General features: G+C 73.6%; 18 protein-coding genes. 10 read left to right on the top strand and 8 right to left on the bottom strand.

The window, feature by feature from the left end; all coding sequences use genetic code 11:
- Together AEQ27_RS10035 and AEQ27_RS10030 are read left to right on the top strand one after the other, a co-directional pair.
- Window positions 1-796, top strand: a 796-nt coding sequence (locus tag AEQ27_RS10035; protein ID WP_369813628.1) for an ABC transporter ATP-binding protein, incomplete at its 5' end; no start/stop codon positions are given.
- Window positions 793-1,599, top strand: coding sequence for an ABC transporter ATP-binding protein (locus AEQ27_RS10030; protein WP_235451052.1), 807 nt, complete (start codon window positions 793-795; stop codon window positions 1,597-1,599). The genes AEQ27_RS10035 and AEQ27_RS10030, both read left to right, overlap by 4 nt.
- Before the next feature lie 55 nt (window positions 1,600-1,654).
- Here AEQ27_RS10030 and AEQ27_RS10025 read toward each other — a convergent pair whose 3' ends face one another.
- Window positions 1,655-3,079, bottom strand: coding sequence for an amidase (locus AEQ27_RS10025; protein WP_054146523.1), 1,425 nt, complete (start codon window positions 3,077-3,079; stop codon window positions 1,655-1,657).
- 121 nt (window positions 3,080-3,200) lie between these two features.
- Between AEQ27_RS10025 and AEQ27_RS10020 the strand changes: the two genes are divergently transcribed.
- Both AEQ27_RS10020 and AEQ27_RS17285 read left to right on the top strand, forming a co-directional pair.
- Window positions 3,201-3,539 (top strand): multidrug efflux SMR transporter, encoded by a 339-nt coding sequence (locus tag AEQ27_RS10020; RefSeq protein ID WP_043593751.1) that lies wholly within the window; start codon window positions 3,201-3,203, stop codon window positions 3,537-3,539.
- Between the two features lie 5 nt (window positions 3,540-3,544).
- Window positions 3,545-4,141 (top strand): TetR/AcrR family transcriptional regulator, encoded by a 597-nt coding sequence (locus AEQ27_RS17285; RefSeq protein ID WP_054146522.1) that lies wholly within the window; start codon window positions 3,545-3,547, stop codon window positions 4,139-4,141.
- 3 nt (window positions 4,142-4,144) lie between these two features.
- Here the strand turns inward: AEQ27_RS17285 and AEQ27_RS10010 are convergent, their stop codons facing one another.
- The 6 genes from AEQ27_RS10010 to AEQ27_RS17800 all read right to left on the bottom strand — a co-directional run bounded on the left by AEQ27_RS10010 (window position 4,145) and on the right by AEQ27_RS17800 (window position 8,624).
- On the bottom strand, window positions 4,145-4,738 hold the full coding sequence (locus tag AEQ27_RS10010) for a GNAT family N-acetyltransferase (protein WP_054146521.1): 594 nt from the start codon (window positions 4,736-4,738) through the stop codon (window positions 4,145-4,147).
- 56 nt (window positions 4,739-4,794) lie between these two features.
- Window positions 4,795-5,451 (bottom strand): uracil-DNA glycosylase, encoded by a 657-nt coding sequence (locus AEQ27_RS10005; RefSeq protein ID WP_054146526.1) that lies wholly within the window; start codon window positions 5,449-5,451, stop codon window positions 4,795-4,797.
- Between the two features lie 80 nt (window positions 5,452-5,531).
- Window positions 5,532-6,275 carry a Type 1 glutamine amidotransferase-like domain-containing protein gene (locus AEQ27_RS10000; RefSeq protein ID WP_200908354.1) on the bottom strand — a complete coding sequence of 248 codons (744 nt, stop codon included), beginning with the start codon at window positions 6,273-6,275 and terminating at the stop codon, window positions 5,532-5,534.
- Entirely contained in the window at window positions 6,272-6,820 is a 549-nt protein-coding gene (locus AEQ27_RS09995; RefSeq protein WP_054146520.1) for a phosphoribosyltransferase, read from the bottom strand. The genes AEQ27_RS10000 and AEQ27_RS09995 overlap by 4 nt, the downstream gene beginning before the upstream one ends.
- 34 nt (window positions 6,821-6,854) lie before the next feature.
- On the bottom strand, window positions 6,855-7,619 hold the full coding sequence (locus AEQ27_RS09990; RefSeq protein WP_054146519.1) for a YqjF family protein: 765 nt from the start codon (window positions 7,617-7,619) through the stop codon (window positions 6,855-6,857).
- Between the two features lie 42 nt (window positions 7,620-7,661).
- Complete coding sequence (locus AEQ27_RS17800) at window positions 7,662-8,624, bottom strand: glycosyltransferase family 2 protein (protein ID WP_054146518.1); 963 nt, start codon at window positions 8,622-8,624, stop codon at window positions 7,662-7,664.
- 622 nt (window positions 8,625-9,246) lie between these two features.
- Between AEQ27_RS17800 and AEQ27_RS09980 the strand changes: the two genes are divergently transcribed.
- Entirely contained in the window at window positions 9,247-9,837 is a 591-nt protein-coding gene (locus tag AEQ27_RS09980; RefSeq protein ID WP_054146517.1) for a hypothetical protein, read from the top strand.
- Here AEQ27_RS09980 and AEQ27_RS09975 read toward each other — a convergent pair.
- Entirely contained in the window at window positions 9,824-10,600 is a 777-nt protein-coding gene (locus tag AEQ27_RS09975; RefSeq protein ID WP_054146516.1) for an SDR family oxidoreductase, read from the bottom strand. The two genes, AEQ27_RS09980 and AEQ27_RS09975, sit on opposite strands and share 14 nt — an antisense overlap.
- A 248-nt stretch (window positions 10,601-10,848) precedes the next feature.
- On the opposite strand from AEQ27_RS09975, the gene AEQ27_RS09970 reads away from it, so the two are divergent.
- The 5 genes from AEQ27_RS09970 to AEQ27_RS09950 all read left to right on the top strand — a co-directional run bounded on the left by AEQ27_RS09970 (window position 10,849) and on the right by AEQ27_RS09950 (window position 16,784).
- Window positions 10,849-12,138: a bifunctional o-acetylhomoserine/o-acetylserine sulfhydrylase gene (locus AEQ27_RS09970; RefSeq protein WP_054146525.1), complete on the top strand. Its 1,290-nt coding sequence runs from the start codon at window positions 10,849-10,851 to the stop codon at window positions 12,136-12,138.
- 102 nt (window positions 12,139-12,240) lie between these two features.
- Complete coding sequence (locus AEQ27_RS09965) at window positions 12,241-13,440, top strand: homoserine O-acetyltransferase (protein WP_054146515.1); 1,200 nt, start codon at window positions 12,241-12,243, stop codon at window positions 13,438-13,440.
- 175 nt (window positions 13,441-13,615) lie between these two features.
- Entirely contained in the window at window positions 13,616-14,773 is a 1,158-nt protein-coding gene (locus tag AEQ27_RS09960) for a sensor histidine kinase (protein ID WP_054146514.1), read from the top strand.
- Window positions 14,770-16,020: a hypothetical protein gene (locus AEQ27_RS09955; protein WP_054146513.1), complete on the top strand. Its 1,251-nt coding sequence runs from the start codon at window positions 14,770-14,772 to the stop codon at window positions 16,018-16,020. The genes AEQ27_RS09960 and AEQ27_RS09955 overlap by 4 nt, the downstream gene beginning before the upstream one ends.
- An 86-nt stretch (window positions 16,021-16,106) precedes the next feature.
- Entirely contained in the window at window positions 16,107-16,784 is a 678-nt protein-coding gene (locus tag AEQ27_RS09950) for a response regulator transcription factor (RefSeq protein ID WP_043593728.1), read from the top strand.
- Window positions 16,785-16,877: the final 93 nt, after the last annotated feature.

The raw sequence follows: 16,877 nt of genomic DNA, 5'->3' as shown, positions 1-16,877 counted from the left end.
CCCCGGGGGTCGTCTCGTGAGCCTCGTGATCGACGACCTGACCGTGACCATCGGCGACCGCCGTGTCGTCGACGGCCTCTCGCTCGACGTGCCCGACGGTGCGCGGGTCGGGCTGATCGGCGAGTCCGGCTCGGGCAAGTCGATGACGACGCTGGCCGTCCTCGGTCTGCTGCCCGACGGCGCCCGCGCCACGGGCAGCATCCGGTTGGACGGGCGCGAACTGCTCGGGGCGTCCGAGCGCGAGCTGGCCGGCCTCCGCGGCCGCGTCGTCGGCACGGTCTTCCAGGACCCCCGTACGGCCCTCGACCCCGTCGTCACCGTCGGGCGGCAGATCGCCGAGCCCCTCCGCCTGCACGGCCGCGTCGGTCGTCGCGACGCCCGCGTCCGGGCGGTGGCCGCCGCCGCCGAGGTCGGCCTGCCCGACCCCGAGACCGTCGTCGACCTCTACTCACACCAGCTCTCGGGCGGTCAGCGGCAGCGCGTCGGCATCGCCATGGCCCTGATCAACCGCCCCGGGCTCGTGCTCGCCGACGAACCGACCACGGCCCTCGACGTCACGACGCAGGCCGAGGTGCTCGCGCTCTTCCAGCGCCTCGTCGACGAGCAGCGGACGTCGCTGCTCTTCGTCACGCACGACCTCGCGGTGCTCTCGCGCATCACCGATCACGCGGCGGTGCTGTCGCACGGGCGCGTCGTCGAGCGCGGCCCCGTCGAGCAGCTGCTGCACCGCCCCGAGCACGAGGTCACCCGCGGACTCGTCGAGGCCACGAGGGCGACGACCTGGAGGGCCTCGTGAGCGACCCGACGACCGTACCCGCGCCTCCTCTGCTCATCGCCCGTGGCCTCACCCGCACCTTCACCCTGCCGCGCCGGTCGCCCTTCCAGCCGGGCCCGGTGCGCCACGCGCTGGTCGACGCCGACCTCGAGGTCGCGGCCGGCGAGAGCGTCGCCCTGATCGGCGAGTCGGGCTCGGGCAAGTCCACGCTCGTGCGCCTGCTGCTCGCCCTCGACCGGGCGACGTCGGGCACCGTGACGTTCGACGGCCGGGCGGTCGCCCCCGACCACGCGTCCCGACTGCGCTGGCTGAGGCGGCAGACGGGGATCGTCCTGCAGGACCCCTACAGCTCGCTCGACCCCCGCATGCGCGTGGGCGACACCGTGGCCGAGCCGCTGCGCGCACTGGGCGTCGAGGGCGACCACGACCGCCTGGTGGCCGAGATGCTCGAACGCGTGGGGCTCTCTTCGCGCGACGCCGAGGCCTGGCCGCACGAGTTCAGCGGGGGCCAGCGGCAGCGCATCGCCCTGGCCCGGGCCCTCGTGCACCGGCCGCGGCTGCTGATCGGCGACGAGCCCATGAGCGCGCTCGACGTCACCGTGCGGGCGCAGATCCTCGACTTGCTGCGCGAGCTGCGCGACGAGCGCGGGCTGTCACTGCTGCTCGTGTCGCACGACATCGGACTCGTGCAGCACCTCGCCGACCGGGTCGCCGTGCTGCGCGACGGACGCATCGTCGAGCAGGGCGTGACCGACGAGGTGCTGCGCCGGCCCCGGCACGACTACACGCGCACGCTCGTGGACTCGGTGCCGACGCTCGACTGAGACCCCGGCTCGTCACCGGGTGGCAGGCCGACTCGTCATCGGGTGGCGGCCCGGCTCACCACATCGGCGGGTGCCGACGCTGCCACCGCAGCCGACGTTCGAGCTGGGCGCCGATCGCGAGCAGGACGTCCTCGCGTCCCGGTCGCCCGATCAGCTGCACACCCGCGGGCACCCCGTCCACCTCGCCCACGGGGAGGCTGATCGCGGGCAGCCCGGCCACGTTGACGAACGACGTGAACGGCGAGTACAGACACTGCTGCTCGAAGTTGCGTTCGGCGTCCTCGGCGTCGTACCAGCCGATCGGGCGCGGCAGCATCGCGAGCGTCGGCGTCAGGACGGCGTCGAAGGCCGAGAACCGCTCGATCACGTCGCGCTCGAACGCCGCCAGCCCCACGAGCGCCGCCGACAGCTCGCGTGCCGTGACGCGGCGCCCCTGCTCGACCAGCCACCGGGTGATCGGCTCGAGCAGTGCCAGGTCGGCCTCGCTCTCGGCCGGGATGCCCGCCGCCCCCGCCTGCCAGATCGTGCGGAAGAGAGCCGGGTAGTCCGACGACGGCAGGCTGGTCTCGTCGACCCCGTGCCCCATCGTCGCGAGCAGGTCGGCGGTCTCGCCGAGGACGCCCAGGAGGCGCGGGTCGACCCGGACGTCGAACGCGTCGTCCCAGGGGCTGGTCGTCATCACCGCGACCTGGAAGCGTCCCTCGCCCCGCACGGCCGTGCCGAGGTAGGCCCCGTCGGGTGACGGCGGCGCCCAGAGCGCCTGGTGGTGGCGCGGGTCGCGTCCGTCCGGCGACACCATCGCGTCGAGCAGCAGGGCGGCGTCGGCCACCGACCGGGCCAGGGCCCCGCCGACCGGCAGACCCGCGAGGCTGGGCAGGCCCGACTGCGCCGGCACCCGACCCCGCGAGGGCTTGATGCCGACGAGGCCCGTGGCGGCCGCCGGGATGCGGATGCTGCCCCCGCCGTCCGACCCGGGCGCGAACGGCAGCAGGCCGGCGGCGACGGCGGCCGCGGCCCCGCCGCTCGACCCGCCCGCACCCGTCCCGGTCGACCACGGGTTGCGCGTCGGTGGACCGACGAGCGTCTCGGTGTACGCGGTCAGCCCGTACTCGGGCGTGGCCGTCTTGCCCAGGCTGATCGCGCCGGCCTCGTCGAGCACCTCGGTGATCTCGGACGACGACCTGGGCACCCGCCCTCGGCTGAGGCGCGACCCCGACCAGGTCGGCACGCCCGCGCGGTCACTGAGGTCCTTGTCGGCCAGCGGCAGCCCCCAGAGCGGCGCGACCGTGGGCCCGTCGGCGGCCAGGGCGTCGGCCCGCTCGAGGGCGGCCTCGCGGGTCACCGTGACGAACGCACCGATGTCGCCGTCGAGGCGGTCGATGCGCTCGAGGTAGTGGGTGGTCAGCTCGCGGGGCGAGACCTCGCCGCGGCGCTGCCAGTCCCACTGCTCGTGGGCGCTCAGGTGGTGGAGTTCGAACACCCGTCGAGCCTAGGCCGCGGCCCCTGCCCCCGGCGGTCTTTTCTGGTACATTCGTCCCATTCGTGCTCCCCCGGCCGCAGGTCGCCGCCGGGACCGTCGCACGTCTCGACAGGACACCGTCATGGGTTATCTCTTCCTCGCGCTCGCCATCGTCGGCGAGGTCTTCGCCACGAGCTTCCTCAAGGTCACCAGCGGCCCCGACGCCAAGTGGTGGCAGTACGCGGCGGTCGTCGTCGGCTACGTCTTCGCGTTCGCGATGCTCTCGCAGTCGTTGACCAAGGGCGTCCCGCTCGGCATCGCCTACGCGATCTGGGCCGGCGTCGGCGTCGTGCTCGTCGCCCTCATCAGCTGGATCTTCTTCAAGGAACCCCTGACCCTGGTCCAGCTCGGCGGCATCGTCCTCGTCATCGGCGGCGTCACCATGCTCGAGCTCGGCGGTCGCCACGAGGCCGCGGCCTGACCCCGGTGACCGACACGACGTCGGGTGACGACCGGGCTCCCGGCGATCGGCACCTGGGCCCCGGCGGCCAGGCCCTCACTCCGAAGGGCGAGACCAGGAGGCGCGCGCTGCTCGACGGCGTCCTGGCCGTCCTCGAGACGGGCGGCCCCTCGGCCGTGACGCACCGGGCGGTCGCCCGGGCGGCCGGCGTCCCGGTCTCGGCCGCCACGTACTACTTCGCCGGACGCGACGACCTGCTCCGGGCGGCGCTGCGCCACGCGACCACCGACTGGGTGCGGTCGTTCGACCGACTCGAGCGCGCCTCCTTGTCCGACCTGGCCGAGACCCTCGTCCGGTACGCGATCACCGAGCGCGGGTCCGCCCGGGCGCAGTACGAGCTGCTCTTCACCGCCATGCGGGACGAGTCCCTGCGCGAGGACGCCGACCTCTGGTACTCGTCGCTCGAGCACGTGCTGGGGCGGGCCGGCGTCCCGGCCGACCGGGTCGACGTCGTGGCCCTCGCGGTCGACGGGTTGATCGTCCGCATGCTCTGGCGCGGCGAGCCCGCCACCGTGCACGCGACCGAACGCGTGTTGCGCCAGATCGTGGGGCCGCTGCCCTGAGGCTCAGCCGCGGCGGCGCTTCTTGAGCGACTTCTGCATCGTGATGGTGCCGAGCCAGCGGCCGAACTTGAAGCCGACCCGGCCCATGCGACCGACCTCGGTGAACCCGAGCCGCTCGTGCAGGCCGATCGACGCCTCGGCGTTCTTGTCGGCGATGACGGCGATCATCTCGCGGATGCCCGCGTCCCGGCAGGCCTCGACGAGCGCTTCGAGCAGGGCACGGCCGAGCCCCTTGCCCGTCGACGCGGCCCGCAGGTAGATCGAGCTCTCGACGGTGTAGCGGTAGGCCGCCTTGCCACCCCACGGGGTCGCGACCGCGTAGCCGAGAGCCTCGCCGGACGGGTTCACCGCGACGAGGAAGGGCATGCCGAGCTTCGTGACGAAGGCGTACTTGCGACGCCACTCGGCGAGGGTCATGGCGTCCTCGTCGAAGGTGACCGACGAGTTCGCCACGTAGTGGTTGTAGATCTCGCGCACGTAGGGCAGGTCGGCAGGCGTCGCAGGGCGGATCTCGAACGAGAAGCCGGGCTCGACCGGGGCCGGGGGCCGCAGGGCTCGGGGAAGGCGCCGTCGGGGCTGGTATTCCTCTTCGAGCACGGGCCCACTCTGCCACGCCGGGCGCCGGCCCGGTGCGGACACCGGCCGGGACGGGGTCAGGCGGGCGGCAGCGTCCAGTCGACGGGTTCGCCGCCCTGGGCGACGAGCAGCTCGTTCGCCCGGCTGAACGGTCGCGAGCCGAAGAACCCGCGCGACGCCGACAGGGGGCTCGGGTGGGGCGACTCGATCGAGGGGACGTCACCGAGCATCGGCTTGAGCGCCGACGCGTCGCGACCCCAGAGGACGGCCACGAGCGGCCCGCCCCGTGCGGCCAGCACCTCGATGGCGCGTTGGGTGACCGGCTCCCAGCCCTTGCCGCGGTGCGACGCCGTCTCGCCCGGACGCACCGTGAGCACGCGGTTGAGCAGCAGCACGCCGTGGTGCGACCACGAGGTCAGGTCACCGTGCTCGACGACGGGCACGCCGAGGTCGTCGTGGAGCTCGCGGTAGATGTTCGCGAGGCTGCGCGGGACCGGTCGGACGTGCGGGTCGACGGCGAACGACAACCCGATCGGGTGGCCGGGCGTCGGGTAGGGGTCCTGGCCGACGATCAAGACGCGCACCTCGTCGAGTGGCTGACGGAAAGCACGCAGCACGTTCTCGCCGGCGGGCAGGTAACCGCGCCCGGCGCGCACCTCGGCCCGCAGGTACTCGCCCATGTCGGCGATGCGGTCGGCCACGGGCTCGAGCGCGGTCGCCCACGACGGATCGATCTGCTCCGAGAGCGGTCGACGGTGGTCGTGCGTGTCGGCGGGGCCGTCGTCGCGGCCCGGCCCGGACCCGGTCGCGTCGGTCACTCGACCCCGAGCGTGCCGACCGAGACGCCGACGATCTCGCCGTCGTCGTCGAGTTGCGGTTCGACGCGCCAGACGCTGCCGGTGCCGAGCACCGCCAGGGCCCCCTCGCCGACGACCAGGGCGGTGTTCTCGTCGATCGCGACGCCGCCGCGGACGAGGCCGGCCTCGGTGGCGGCGATGAGTCGGGTCAGGGTGCCCCACTGGGCGGCGTGCACGTCGATGGCGAGGTCGACGAGGCCGAGTCCGTCGGCGAGGGTGACCTCGTCCAGGTCTTCGGCGGCGTCCTCGGGGCAGACCGGGACGTCGCCGATCAGCCAGCCGCCGAGCACGGCACGGTCGGCGGCGATCATGGCACCGGCCGAGAACCCGGGGTAGGGCAGCCCGTCGGCGACGAGCAGGCGCCCCTGGTCGATCAGCGGCGCGACGGCGTCGAGGTACGCGGGGGTGAGCCCGCCCGCCACGAGCAAGCCGTCGACGTCGCTGAGCACGCGGGTGTCGAACTCGTCACCCGCGGCGACGATCGTGGTGAGGGCCTCGCAGCGGCCTCCAGCGGCGAGCATGGCCGGGTAACCGTCGCGGAACTCGGCGGACGGCGAGTCGTCGGCGACGACGATCAGCACGGCGATGCGCGGCACGCTCCGGCCGACGGCGGCACCTCGGACGGCGGCCTCGGCCACGAAGAGGTCGTACAGCTCGGTGTCGTCGGGTGACCAGCCGCCGCCCACGAGGTGGATGCTCATTCGCCGGCCCCCGATCCGACCTCGCGCGTCACGGGCGGCAGCGCGCTCCACGGGAAGGTGATCCACTGGTCGGTGCGCTTCCAGACGAAGTCGGGTTCGAGCACGGTGCGGGGCTTGCTGTACAGGCAGACCGTGCGCACCTCGGCGGCGACCTCGGCGAGCAGGTCTCGCACGAGCACGAGGGTGCGCCCCGAGTCGGACACGTCGTCGACGACGAGCACCTTCTTGCCCTCGAGCGACGGGGCGTCGAGGGTCGGCGGCAGCAGGACGGGCTCGGGCAGACGCTCGTCGACGCCGGTGTAGAACTCGACGTTGATCGAGCCGCACATCTTGGTGTCGAGCGCGTAGGCGACGGCCCCGGCGAGCACGAGCCCCCCACGGGCGACGGCGACGATCACGTCGGGCGTGAACCCCGCCTGGACGACGTCCGAGGCCAGGTGGCGAGCGGCCTCACCGAACTCGAGCCAGCCCAGCACCTCCCTCTCGGGAGCCTCGACCTCGGGTCGTGCGGGGGCGGCCTGGTTGTCGTCGGGTGGGGTGACCATGCCGACAACCGTAACGCGCGCAGGCCCCCACGCGTCACGCGGGGACCCAGGCACCCCCGGGGGGCGCGAAGACGGTGTCGACGCCGTCGGACCAGAGCAGCGAGTCGGGCTCACGGTCGGTGACGCCCGGCAGGCCGCCGTCGGCCACCAGCTCGTCGTCGAGGTCGACCAGCTCGGCCCGGCGCAGCGACCAGGTGTCGTGCCGGTTCGGCCAGTACCGGGTGCGTCCCCCCCGGGCGACGTGCATGCCCCAGCGGGCGGTGAGGAACTCGGCGAGCGGGTCGCCGTCGACCACCTCGTCGGTGGGTCGGACGGACAGACGCGACGACGGGTTCGCCCCCGGCCCGAGCCTGGTGCTGCGGTACGTCACGACCCCGTCGGCCCGGGACTCCTGCATCGACGCCCACCGGTACGGCAGGCCGAGCCCGACGTTCGCGGCGAGCACCGACACCAGGCGCTGCGCCTCGAGGGTGCGGAACACCACCCCGCGACGGCCGAGGGCGTCGACCGAGTACAGCCGCACGTTCGTCTCGAGGAAGTCTCCGGCCCAGGGCACGGCGGGCAGCGGCCCGAAGGCGCTGCCGGTCAGCTTGAACGGGATCAGGCCGACCCAGGTCGAGCCGTCGAACACGTCGGGCCGCGTGCCGGGCGGCAACGGCGGTGCGACGCGGTCGGGCTCGACCCGCCAGTGCGCGAAGGCCAGGCCGCCCCAGTGCTGGCGGATGAACGGCGGGCGGAGCAGAGGAGGCGCGGTGCGGGTCACCGGCGCGGGCTCGGCCCCCGGCGTGGTCTGGTCCATGACGCTCACGCTACGGACGCATCCCGTGAGCCGGCCCGGCCGTCAGTGACGGACCGCCGCCGCTCGCAGCGGCCCGAGGTGCTCGGACGGCACGCCGACGGCGGCGCCGCCGCGGGCGCCGCGCACGCGACCCGCCGCGAGGCCCAGGGCGGCGACGCCCAGGAGCCACGCACCCGGGCGGCGGCCGAGCAGCGATCGCCCGGCGACCGAGGCCAGACGACCGGTCGTCACGCCGCGGACCGTTCCCGTGTCGGCGTCACGGCCGACCGAGCGTCGGAGGGCGGACTGTGCGACGCCGCGGTCGAACGCGGCCCCCGCGACGGACCGCCAGCGGGTCTCGTTCGGGGCGACGGTGCGCGAGACGCGGGCCGACGAGGTCGAGACGATGCGCGCCTCCGGCTCGTCCGCCGCCAGGCGAAGGCACAACTCGACGAGCTCGGCGCCACGAGGCACGGCGTCACGGGCGTCGACCCCGCTGGCCAGGCCGCCGACCTGCAGCAGGTCCCAGCGGCGGAACGCCACGGTCGCCCCCACCACGTCGTCGAGCCCCACGAGGCCGTCGGGACGCGAGCGGGGCGTGCAGTCCACGGCCCAGAGCAGGTCGTCGGGCAGTGCCGACGCGGCCGTACCGGGCCAGGTCGCCTCGGTCCGGCCGACCACGGCGATCACGTCGACCTGGTCGAACGGCGCGGCGAGCGCCCGGGCCCAGCCGGCGTGGGCGACGCAGTCCGCGTCGAGGAACGCGACGACGTCGCCTCGGGCCGACTCGATGCCGGCGTCGCGGCTGCCGGCGAGCCCCGGTGTGCGGGTGTTGTCGACGACGACGAGGTCGTCGTAGCGGTGGCGCAGGTGGTCGCGGAGTCGCGGGGCACGGTCGACGACGACGAGGACGTCGTGCACGTCCCCGTCGCGGAGGACGGAGTCTAGGGCGGCCGTCAGACCGTCGAACGGGGTGGACTCGTCGGCGCAGACGACGACGCTGACGCGGGGGGCGGGCCGGTTCACGCGACACCTCCCCGGGGGGAGCGGACGGTGGCCGGGCGGACGGCGGGCAGGGGTGTGCGGACGCGGAGGGTCGCGGGGGTTCCTCTGGGGTCGTCGACGGTCGCCGGTCACGCCGCGGGGCGGCGCGTTCGGGTGGCGGCCCTCGTCGGAGGGTGTGTTCGGGTGACGTCGTCGGGTGGGTGGCCCGGCGTCGTCGGCCGGTGGTCGATTCGGGCGACCACGGCAGAGGCACGCCCCGGATTCGGGTTCGGAGCGTCCTGACCATGACAACGCTACGGGGAGCCTCCTGGGAAGACGAGACACGAGGCCGTCCCCCGTTCGAGGGGGCCTCGTCCGGGTGACGTCCGGGTGGGACCCGGCCCGCGCCGGCTCCCCCCGGGTGAGGCCCGCCCTTTTGCGCGGTTCGGCGGCCCCGGGGGCCCCGGACGGCAGGAGGCGCGGGCACCGTCGGCGGCGTACGCCCGGTCGTCCGCCGGGTCGCCCCGCGTCGGAACCACCCGCTCGTGACCCCTGCGACGCGTCGTCCGTCCGCCCGTCCCCCGGGCCACCCACCCGGTCGGCAGCCCCCTGCACGCCGTAGGGTCGGGGCCTCACCCGTCACACCACGAGAGGACGTCGACCCGTGCCCCACGGCCCCGGAACGCGCCGCCGCGCCGAGCGCACGGCGCTCGAGCGCGCCGTCGACGAGGGCCTGCTGATCGTCCGCTCCGCCCTGGTCGTCGCCGTGACCAACCAGATCATCCGCCGCGCCCTGCAGGAGCATCTGCCCTTCGACGAGGCCGTCGCCACGCGGGTCACCCGCGACGAGATCGACCGCCTGACCGCCGAGCAGGCCGCGGCCGCCGTGCGGGTCCGCCGGCCGCGGCGGACGACCGGCCGGTCGCACGGGCAGTCCCGGCCCCGGTGCGACTACCGCCCCGAGGACGTCGACGCGCTCAAGCTGCGCGAGGCGGCGTCGAAGGGCGTGGCCCGGGCGCTGGCCGCGCGCCGGGACGACGACGACTTCGTGGCCGAGGTCGTGGCGGCCGCCCGCCCGCGCGCCTGGGGCGACGGCGGCCAGACCGTCGTGGATCGGCTCGGCGGGGCGGGACGCCCGGACGCCGACTGCGCCGACGGACGTCACGGGGGGCGGCGCGACCCCGTCGAGGGCGACCTCGCGGCGCTGCGCGGGGCCAGGCCTGCGGGCCCCGCCGGGCCGGTCAGCCCTTCTTGACCTTCAGCTCCCCTTTGGCGACCTTGTAGGTCGCCGCCTGCGCCACGGGCTTGATCGTCACCAGGTCGAGGTTGACGTGGGCCGGCAGCTCGACCGAGTGCACGATCGACTCGGCGACGTCGTCGGCCGACAGCGGCGACTCGACGTCGCGGTAGACGGCGGCGGCGCGGTCCTGGTCGCCGCCGAACCGCCCGAGCGAGAACTCCTCGGTGTGCACCATGCCCGGGGCGATCTCGATCACCCGGATCGGCTCCCCCGCCAGCTCTAGCCGCAGCACCGCGACGAGGGCGTGCTCGGCGAACTTCGAGGCGTTGTAGCCGCCGCCGTTCTCGTACGCGACGTGACCGGCGATCGAGGTGACCGTGACGATGTCGGCGCCCCGCGCCTCCTCGGCTCCGCCGCGCAGCGAGGGCAGCAGGGCGGTGACCGCCCGCTTGGTGCCGAGCACGTTGACGTCGAACATGCGCTGCCAGTCGTCGACCGAGCCGTTCTCGACGCTGTCGAGCCCGAACGCGCCGCCGGCGTTGTTGACCAGGGCGTGCAGCGGCCCGGTCGACTCGACGTGGGCCCGCAGGGCCGCCACGTCGTCGTCGCGGGTGAGGTCGGCCCGGAACCAGGTCGCCCCCGTCTCGTCCGCGAGCGCGCGGAGCCGCTCCTCGCGTCGGGCGACCGCCAGGACCTCCCAGCCGCGCGAGCGGAACAGCCGCACCGTCGCCGCTCCGATGCCCGAGCTGGCTCCCGTCACCACGACCCGCTTCGCCACGTGTGCCTCCTGTTGCCTCGTTCGTCGTCGTCGTCCGCTGCGGACGCGCCCGGCCCACGCTAGCGGCCCCGTTACGTCGCGTGTCCGCCTTCGTGGACGGTCGGGGGCACGGTCCGTACCGTGGCTGTCATCGCAGACCCCGCCGATCCCGCCGACCACCCGGCGCACGGACCCCCCCTCCCGCGCCCCGACCGCAGGCGCGGACCAGGACCGGCGCCCAGCCCGCCTGGAAGTTCGAGACGCAGCAGATCCGCGCCGGAGCCCAGCCCGACCCCACGACCCACGCCCGCGCCACGCCGATCTACAAGGCGACGTCGTACGTCTTCCGGGACGCCCAGCACGCGCAGGACCTCTTCGCCCTGGCCGAGAACGGCAACATCTACTCGCGCATCATGAACCCCACCCACGACGTCGTGGAGAAGCGCATCGCCGCGCTCGAGGGCGGCACGGGTGCGCTGCTGGTGGCGTCGGGTCAGGCCGCGTCGACCTTCGCCGTGCTGAACATCGCCGAGGCGGGCGACCACATCGTGTCGTCGTCGTCGATCTACGGCGGCACCTACAACCTCTTCAAGTACACGCTCGCGAAGCTCGGCATCGAGACGACGTTCGTCGAGAACCAGGACGACGCCGACGAGTGGCGTCGTGCGGTGCGCCCGAACACGAAGCTGTTCTTCGCCGAGACCATCGGCAACCCCAAGATCAACATCCTCGACCTCGAGAAGGTGTCGGACGTCGCGCACGCCGAGGGCGTGCCGCTGATCGTCGACAACACGATCGCGACGCCGTACCTGATCAGGCCGCTCGAGCACGGCGCCGACATCGTCGTGCACTCGGCGACGAAGTTCCTCGGCGGGCACGGCACGGTCATCGGCGGCTTCATCGTCGACGGCGGCACGTTCCCGTGGTCGGCGAACGCGGAGCGGTTCCCGGGTCTCACGCAGCCCGACCCGTCGTACCACGGAGCCGTCTACACGCAGGCGGTCGGCGACGCCCTCGCGTACGTCGTCAAGGCACGGGTGCAGCTGCTGCGCGACCTCGGGGCGTCCAACAGCCCCGACACGGCCTTCTCATTGATCCAGGGCATCGAGACGCTCAGCCTGCGCATCGAACGCCACGTGCAGAACGCCCAGGAGATCGCCGAGTGGCTCGACTCCCGCGACGACGTCGCGGCGGTGTACTACGCCGGCCTGCCCACGAGCCCCTGGTACGCGGCCGCCAACAAGTACGCGCCGCGCGGCGTCGGCGCCGTCCTCTCGTTCGAGCTCAAGGGCGGCGTCGACGCCGGTCGGGCGCTCGTCGACGCGCTGGAGTTGTTCAGCCACCTCGCCAACATCGGCGACGTGCGCAGCCTCGTGATCCACCCCGCCTCGACGACGCACTCGCAGCTCACCCCCGAGCAGCAGCTGACGACCGGCGTCACCCCGGGGCTCGTCCGCCTCTCGGTCGGCCTCGAGAACGTCGACGACCTCAAGGCCGCCCTCGACGCCGGCCTCGCCGCGGCGCGCGCCGTCACCCGGGAGGCGCTCCGCAGCAGCTAGGACGCCGGCGACGAGGTCGCGCGGGACGCGGCAACCCCGAGGAGGCGCGGTGCGCGTAACAAACGCACCGCGCCTCCTCGGCTCGTCCAGGATGGACGTCACATGGACTGGCAGAGCACACCCGAGGACACCGTCCCGTCGAGCGTCATCAGCGAGCGCACGCGCCTGGCGATGCTCGGCCGCCCGCCGGTCACCGGCGCCTGGCGCGACGGCGACGATCCCGGCGGGCGGTCGTTCGAAGCCCTGGACGACCTCGTGCTCGAGAGCGGCGCCACGCTGCCCCGACCACGGATCGCCTACGAGACCTGGGGCGAGCTCGACGCCGACCGCGGCAACGCCGTGCTCGTCTCGCACGCCCTGACCGGCGACAGCCACGTCGTCGGCGCGGCCGGCCCCGGCCACCCCACGGCCGGCTGGTGGAACGGCGTCGTCGGCCCGGGGCTCGCGATCGACACCGACCGCTGGTTCGTCGTCGCGCCGAACGTGCTCGGGGGCTGCCAGGGCAGCACCGGCCCCTCGTCGTTCGCGCCGGACGCCGTCGAGTGGGGGTCGAGGTTCCCCCACCTGACGATCCGCGACCAGGTCGCCGCCCAGGCGGCGTTGGCCGACCGCCTCGGCATCGAGCGGTGGGCCGCGGTCGTCGGCGGGGCGATGGGCGGCATGCACGCCCTCGAATGGGCGATCACGCACCCGGCGCGCGTCGCCCGGCTCGCCGTGCGGGCCGCGCCGCCGGTCGTGAGCGCCGACCAGATCGCCCTGAACACGGTGCAGTACGAGGCGATCCGGATGGACGCCGCCTTCGACGGCGGGGACTACTACGACTCGGTCGACGGCCCGTACCGCGGCCTCGCGCTCGCCCGGCGGATGGCCCTGCTCAACTACCGCTCTCCCGACGAGCTGAACGCCCGGTTCGGTCGCAGCTGGCAGAGCGAGATCTCACCGCTGGGCGGTCCGGGGCGGTTCCAGGTCGAGAGCTACCTCGACTTCCACGGCAACAAGTTCACCCGGCGCTTCGACGCAGGCAGCTACGTGACCCTGCTGGGCGCGATGAACTCGCACGACGTCGGGCGCGACCGGGGTGGCGTGGCGGCGGCCCTGAACCGCATCACGGCCCGGACGCTCGTGCTCGGCGTCGACAGCGACCGGCTCTTCCCCGTGTCCGACCAGAGGGTGATCGCACGACACCTGCGGCACGGGCTCGACGGCGACGACGTGGCCGTGGTCGAGAGCCCCTACGGGCACGACGGATTCCTCATCGAGGGCGACGCGGTGGGCGCCCAGTTGCGTCGCCTGTTCGACTGACCCCAGTTCGGTGGACACCACGGGGTACAGTTCGGCGTCGCGACCGGATCGTTACCTCGCCGATCGGCGATTCGGGCCCCGCACGACCCCCTGAGAGGGGGCTGGGTGTGAAAACATGAGGAGTCACCAGCCACCCGGCAGCCGTGACGCCACCGTCGGAAGCCACTCACGAATCATGGACATCTTCGCCCAAGAGCGCGATCGTCTGCTCAGCAGCACGACCAGCACCCTGGGGCTCGCCTGCGCGGCGGTCTCGATCGTGGCCCTGGCGATCCCCGGCGTCACCGACCCCCTGCACCTCGCGGCCATCGCCCCGCTCGTCGCGCTGCTCGTCGTGTCGCTGCTCTTCGTCACCGGGCCGCGCGCCCGCGTCTGGGTCCCGGTCGGGCTGGCCTCGGGCATCGCCGCGACCGTGGTGGCCCTGCTGCCCGCCGGCGGCCCCGACGACGGCCCGCTCGCCACCGCGATCATCCCCCTGGCCGGCGGTGCGACCGCCGCCTTCAGCCTGATGCTCTCGTCGAGCCGACCGCGGTTGACCACGGCGATCGTGGCCTTCGTCGTCGAGCTGGCCCTGGTGGCCCTGGCCACCGGCTCGCTCTTCACCTTCCCGGTCGCGGCCGTGTTGCTCGGCTGGGTCTCCTGTTTCGTCACGGGACTCTGGCTCGGACGTGCCGTGCCCCTGGCGGCCCGCCGCATCTACAGCATCGGCAACGCCCACCGGGCCGAACGCCAGGCCAGCGAGACCGAGGCGCAACGTCGGCAGGGCGCACGCCTGCTGCACGACACCGTGCTGGCCACGTTGACCCTGCTCGCCCACTCGGGCTTCGGCGTCACCCCCCAGGCTCTGCAGGACCAGGCCGCCGAGGACGCCCGTCTGCTGCGCCACCTGCGTCTCGGCGGCACCCCCCAGCCGCAGGCCTCGGGCGACTACAGCCTCGAGACCGTCGAGGAGTCCCCGCTCGGCCAGACCCTCGAGTCGGTCAAGCAGCGCTTCGGACGCATGGGCCTCGAGGTGAGCTGGCACGGCACCGGCCAGGTGCTGCTGCCCACGCACGTGCTCGACGCCTTCCTGCTGGCCCTCGCCGAGTGCCTCGAGAACGTGCGACGTCACGCCGGGGTGACCGAGGCGCACGTCACGATCATCCACGACGACTCGATGGTGCGCGCCATGGTCACCGACGCCGGAGTCGGCTTCGACCTCGCCGGCATCAGCGAAGAACGCCTGGGCTTCAAGGAGTCCGTCGTCGGCCGGCTGCACGAGGTCGGCGGCAGCGCCCGCCTCTTCTCGTCCCCCGGATCGGGCACCACCGTCGTCCTGGAGGCCCCGCGATGAGCATCGACGAGAACACCCTCGGAGTCCTCCGGGGCCGCCGGGCCGCCCGCGGTCTGCCGATCAGTTCGACCGGCGCGCGCTCGCTGCGCCAGGCGCGCGCGGCCGGCGCGACGCTCGGCACCGGCTACCTCGGCGTCGGCGCGGCCGTGGTCGCCGCACTCCAGGCCGTGTACGGCCTCGCCTTCTTCCTCAGCCACCTGTCGGCCTATCCCGACGTCGCCCCCGTCCTGATCTCGTGGCTGCTGTACGTGGCGACCTTCATCGGCACGGCCGTGCTCGTGACGGTGCGGGGCGAGAGGCTCACCACGGGGGTGTTCGCGGTGATCGGGGTCGTGCTGGCCGTCGTCGTCGCACTCGACTTCGTCGCCATCTGGCCCCTGCACGACGTGGGCGCCTACGCCACCTCGAGCGTGGCCGTCGGCTTCGGCCTGCTGCCGATCGTCACCCTCAGGCCCGTGCGCGAGGTGGTCGTCGCCACCGCCCTGCTGTTCGTGGCGCTCGTCGTCATGGTGGCGCTCTCGACGCCCGTCACCAGCGACTCGGGGCCGCAGCAGATCACCGTGGTGGCCCTGGCCGTCCTGCCGAGCGCCATCGCCACCTTCGCGGTGCACCGGTTCCGCCGCATGGTGCAGGTCGAGCTCGACCGGGTGCTCGTGCAGAGCAACGTGTCGCAACCCCGCTTCGCGGTGGGCATGCTCGCGAGCGACGAACTGGCGCGGCTCGACCTCGCCGCCGAGAAGCTGCTCGACGGGGTCGCGAACGGCGACGTGCCGCTGCCCCTCTCGCCCAAGGTCGCCTCGCAGGCCGCGTCGCTCGCCACCGAACTCCGCCTGCACCTGATCGAGGGCCGGCGCGAGACCTGGCTGCACCACGCGGTCACCGAGTCCGAGTACCTCGGCCGGTCGGTCACGCTGGTCGACCCGTCGTCGCTGGCCGGCCTGCTCGCCCCGGCACAGCGCGACGGCCTGCTGCAGGGCGTCTGGCTGCTGCTCGGCGACTCGAAGAGCCGCGCCCCGGGCACGACCATCCAGCTCGCCCTCGGCCCGGTGACCGCCGCGTCCCAGTCGTTCGCCGGTCGCAGCGTGTGCGTGCCCGTCGTGCTCTCGACGACGGGCATCCGCCGCAACCGCGTCACGCCCGCCACCTGGAACGCCCTCGAGCGCGCCGGGGAGTACGTCGTGTCGTCCCACGAATCGAGCGTCAAGATCTCGGTCAGCTGCATCGTCGACAACCCCGCCGAGGCCTGAGCCGCCGAGCACCCCGCGTGGTCCGGCCCGATCACCACCCCCGCCCGTAGCATGAACCCCACACCGTCCTGAAAGAAGGTCCCGACGTGTCAGACCACGACGACCGCATCCGCCTCGCCCTCGTAGACGACCACAAGATGCTCCTGGGCGCCCTCAGCGAGTGGATCCGTGGTGCCGCGAGCGACATCTCGATGGTCGCCGCGGTCGCGTCCTGGCCCGAGCTGCTCACGCACCCCGAGTTCCCCGTCGACGTCGTGCTGCTCGACCTCGACCTCAAGGACAACATCCCGATCTCGCTGAAGATCAACACGCTCAAGACGACGGGCGTCAAGACCGTCCTGATGAGCACCTACTCCGAGCCCAACGTGGTGCGCGAGGCCCTCGCCGCCGGCGCCCTGGGCTACCTCGTCAAGAGCGAGGACGCCGAGATGATCGTCGAGGCGATCCGCTCGGCAGCCAAGGGCGAGTCGTACATCTCGGCCGAACTCGACCTGGCCCTGAACGCCGCCGAGGTCGGCGGCGTGCCGAAGCTCAGCGCACAAGAACGCCGCGTGATGGCGCTCTACGGCGGTGGCGAGCCGGTGAAGGCCGTCGCCTACCAGCTCGGCATCAGCGAAGAGACCGCCAAGAGCTACCTCAAGCGCATCCGCGAGAAGTACCGCGTGGCCGGCTACGACGTGGGCACGAAGGTCGCCCTGCGGAAGCGCGCCATCCAGGACGGCATCCTGCTGCAGACCGACACGCCGGCCCAGACGAGCTTCTGACGCCGGACGTCACCCCGGAGCACGGCCCGGCCCCCTCGTGGGCCGGGCCGTTCGTCGTCCGCGCCACCCGCGCCTCCTGACCGGGGTCGCTCC

This window comes from Frigoribacterium sp. RIT-PI-h, from assembly GCF_001297205.1.
Taxonomy (GTDB): Bacteria; Actinomycetota; Actinomycetes; order Actinomycetales; family Microbacteriaceae; genus Frigoribacterium.
This window is presented reverse-complemented; position numbering and strand designations above follow the sequence as displayed.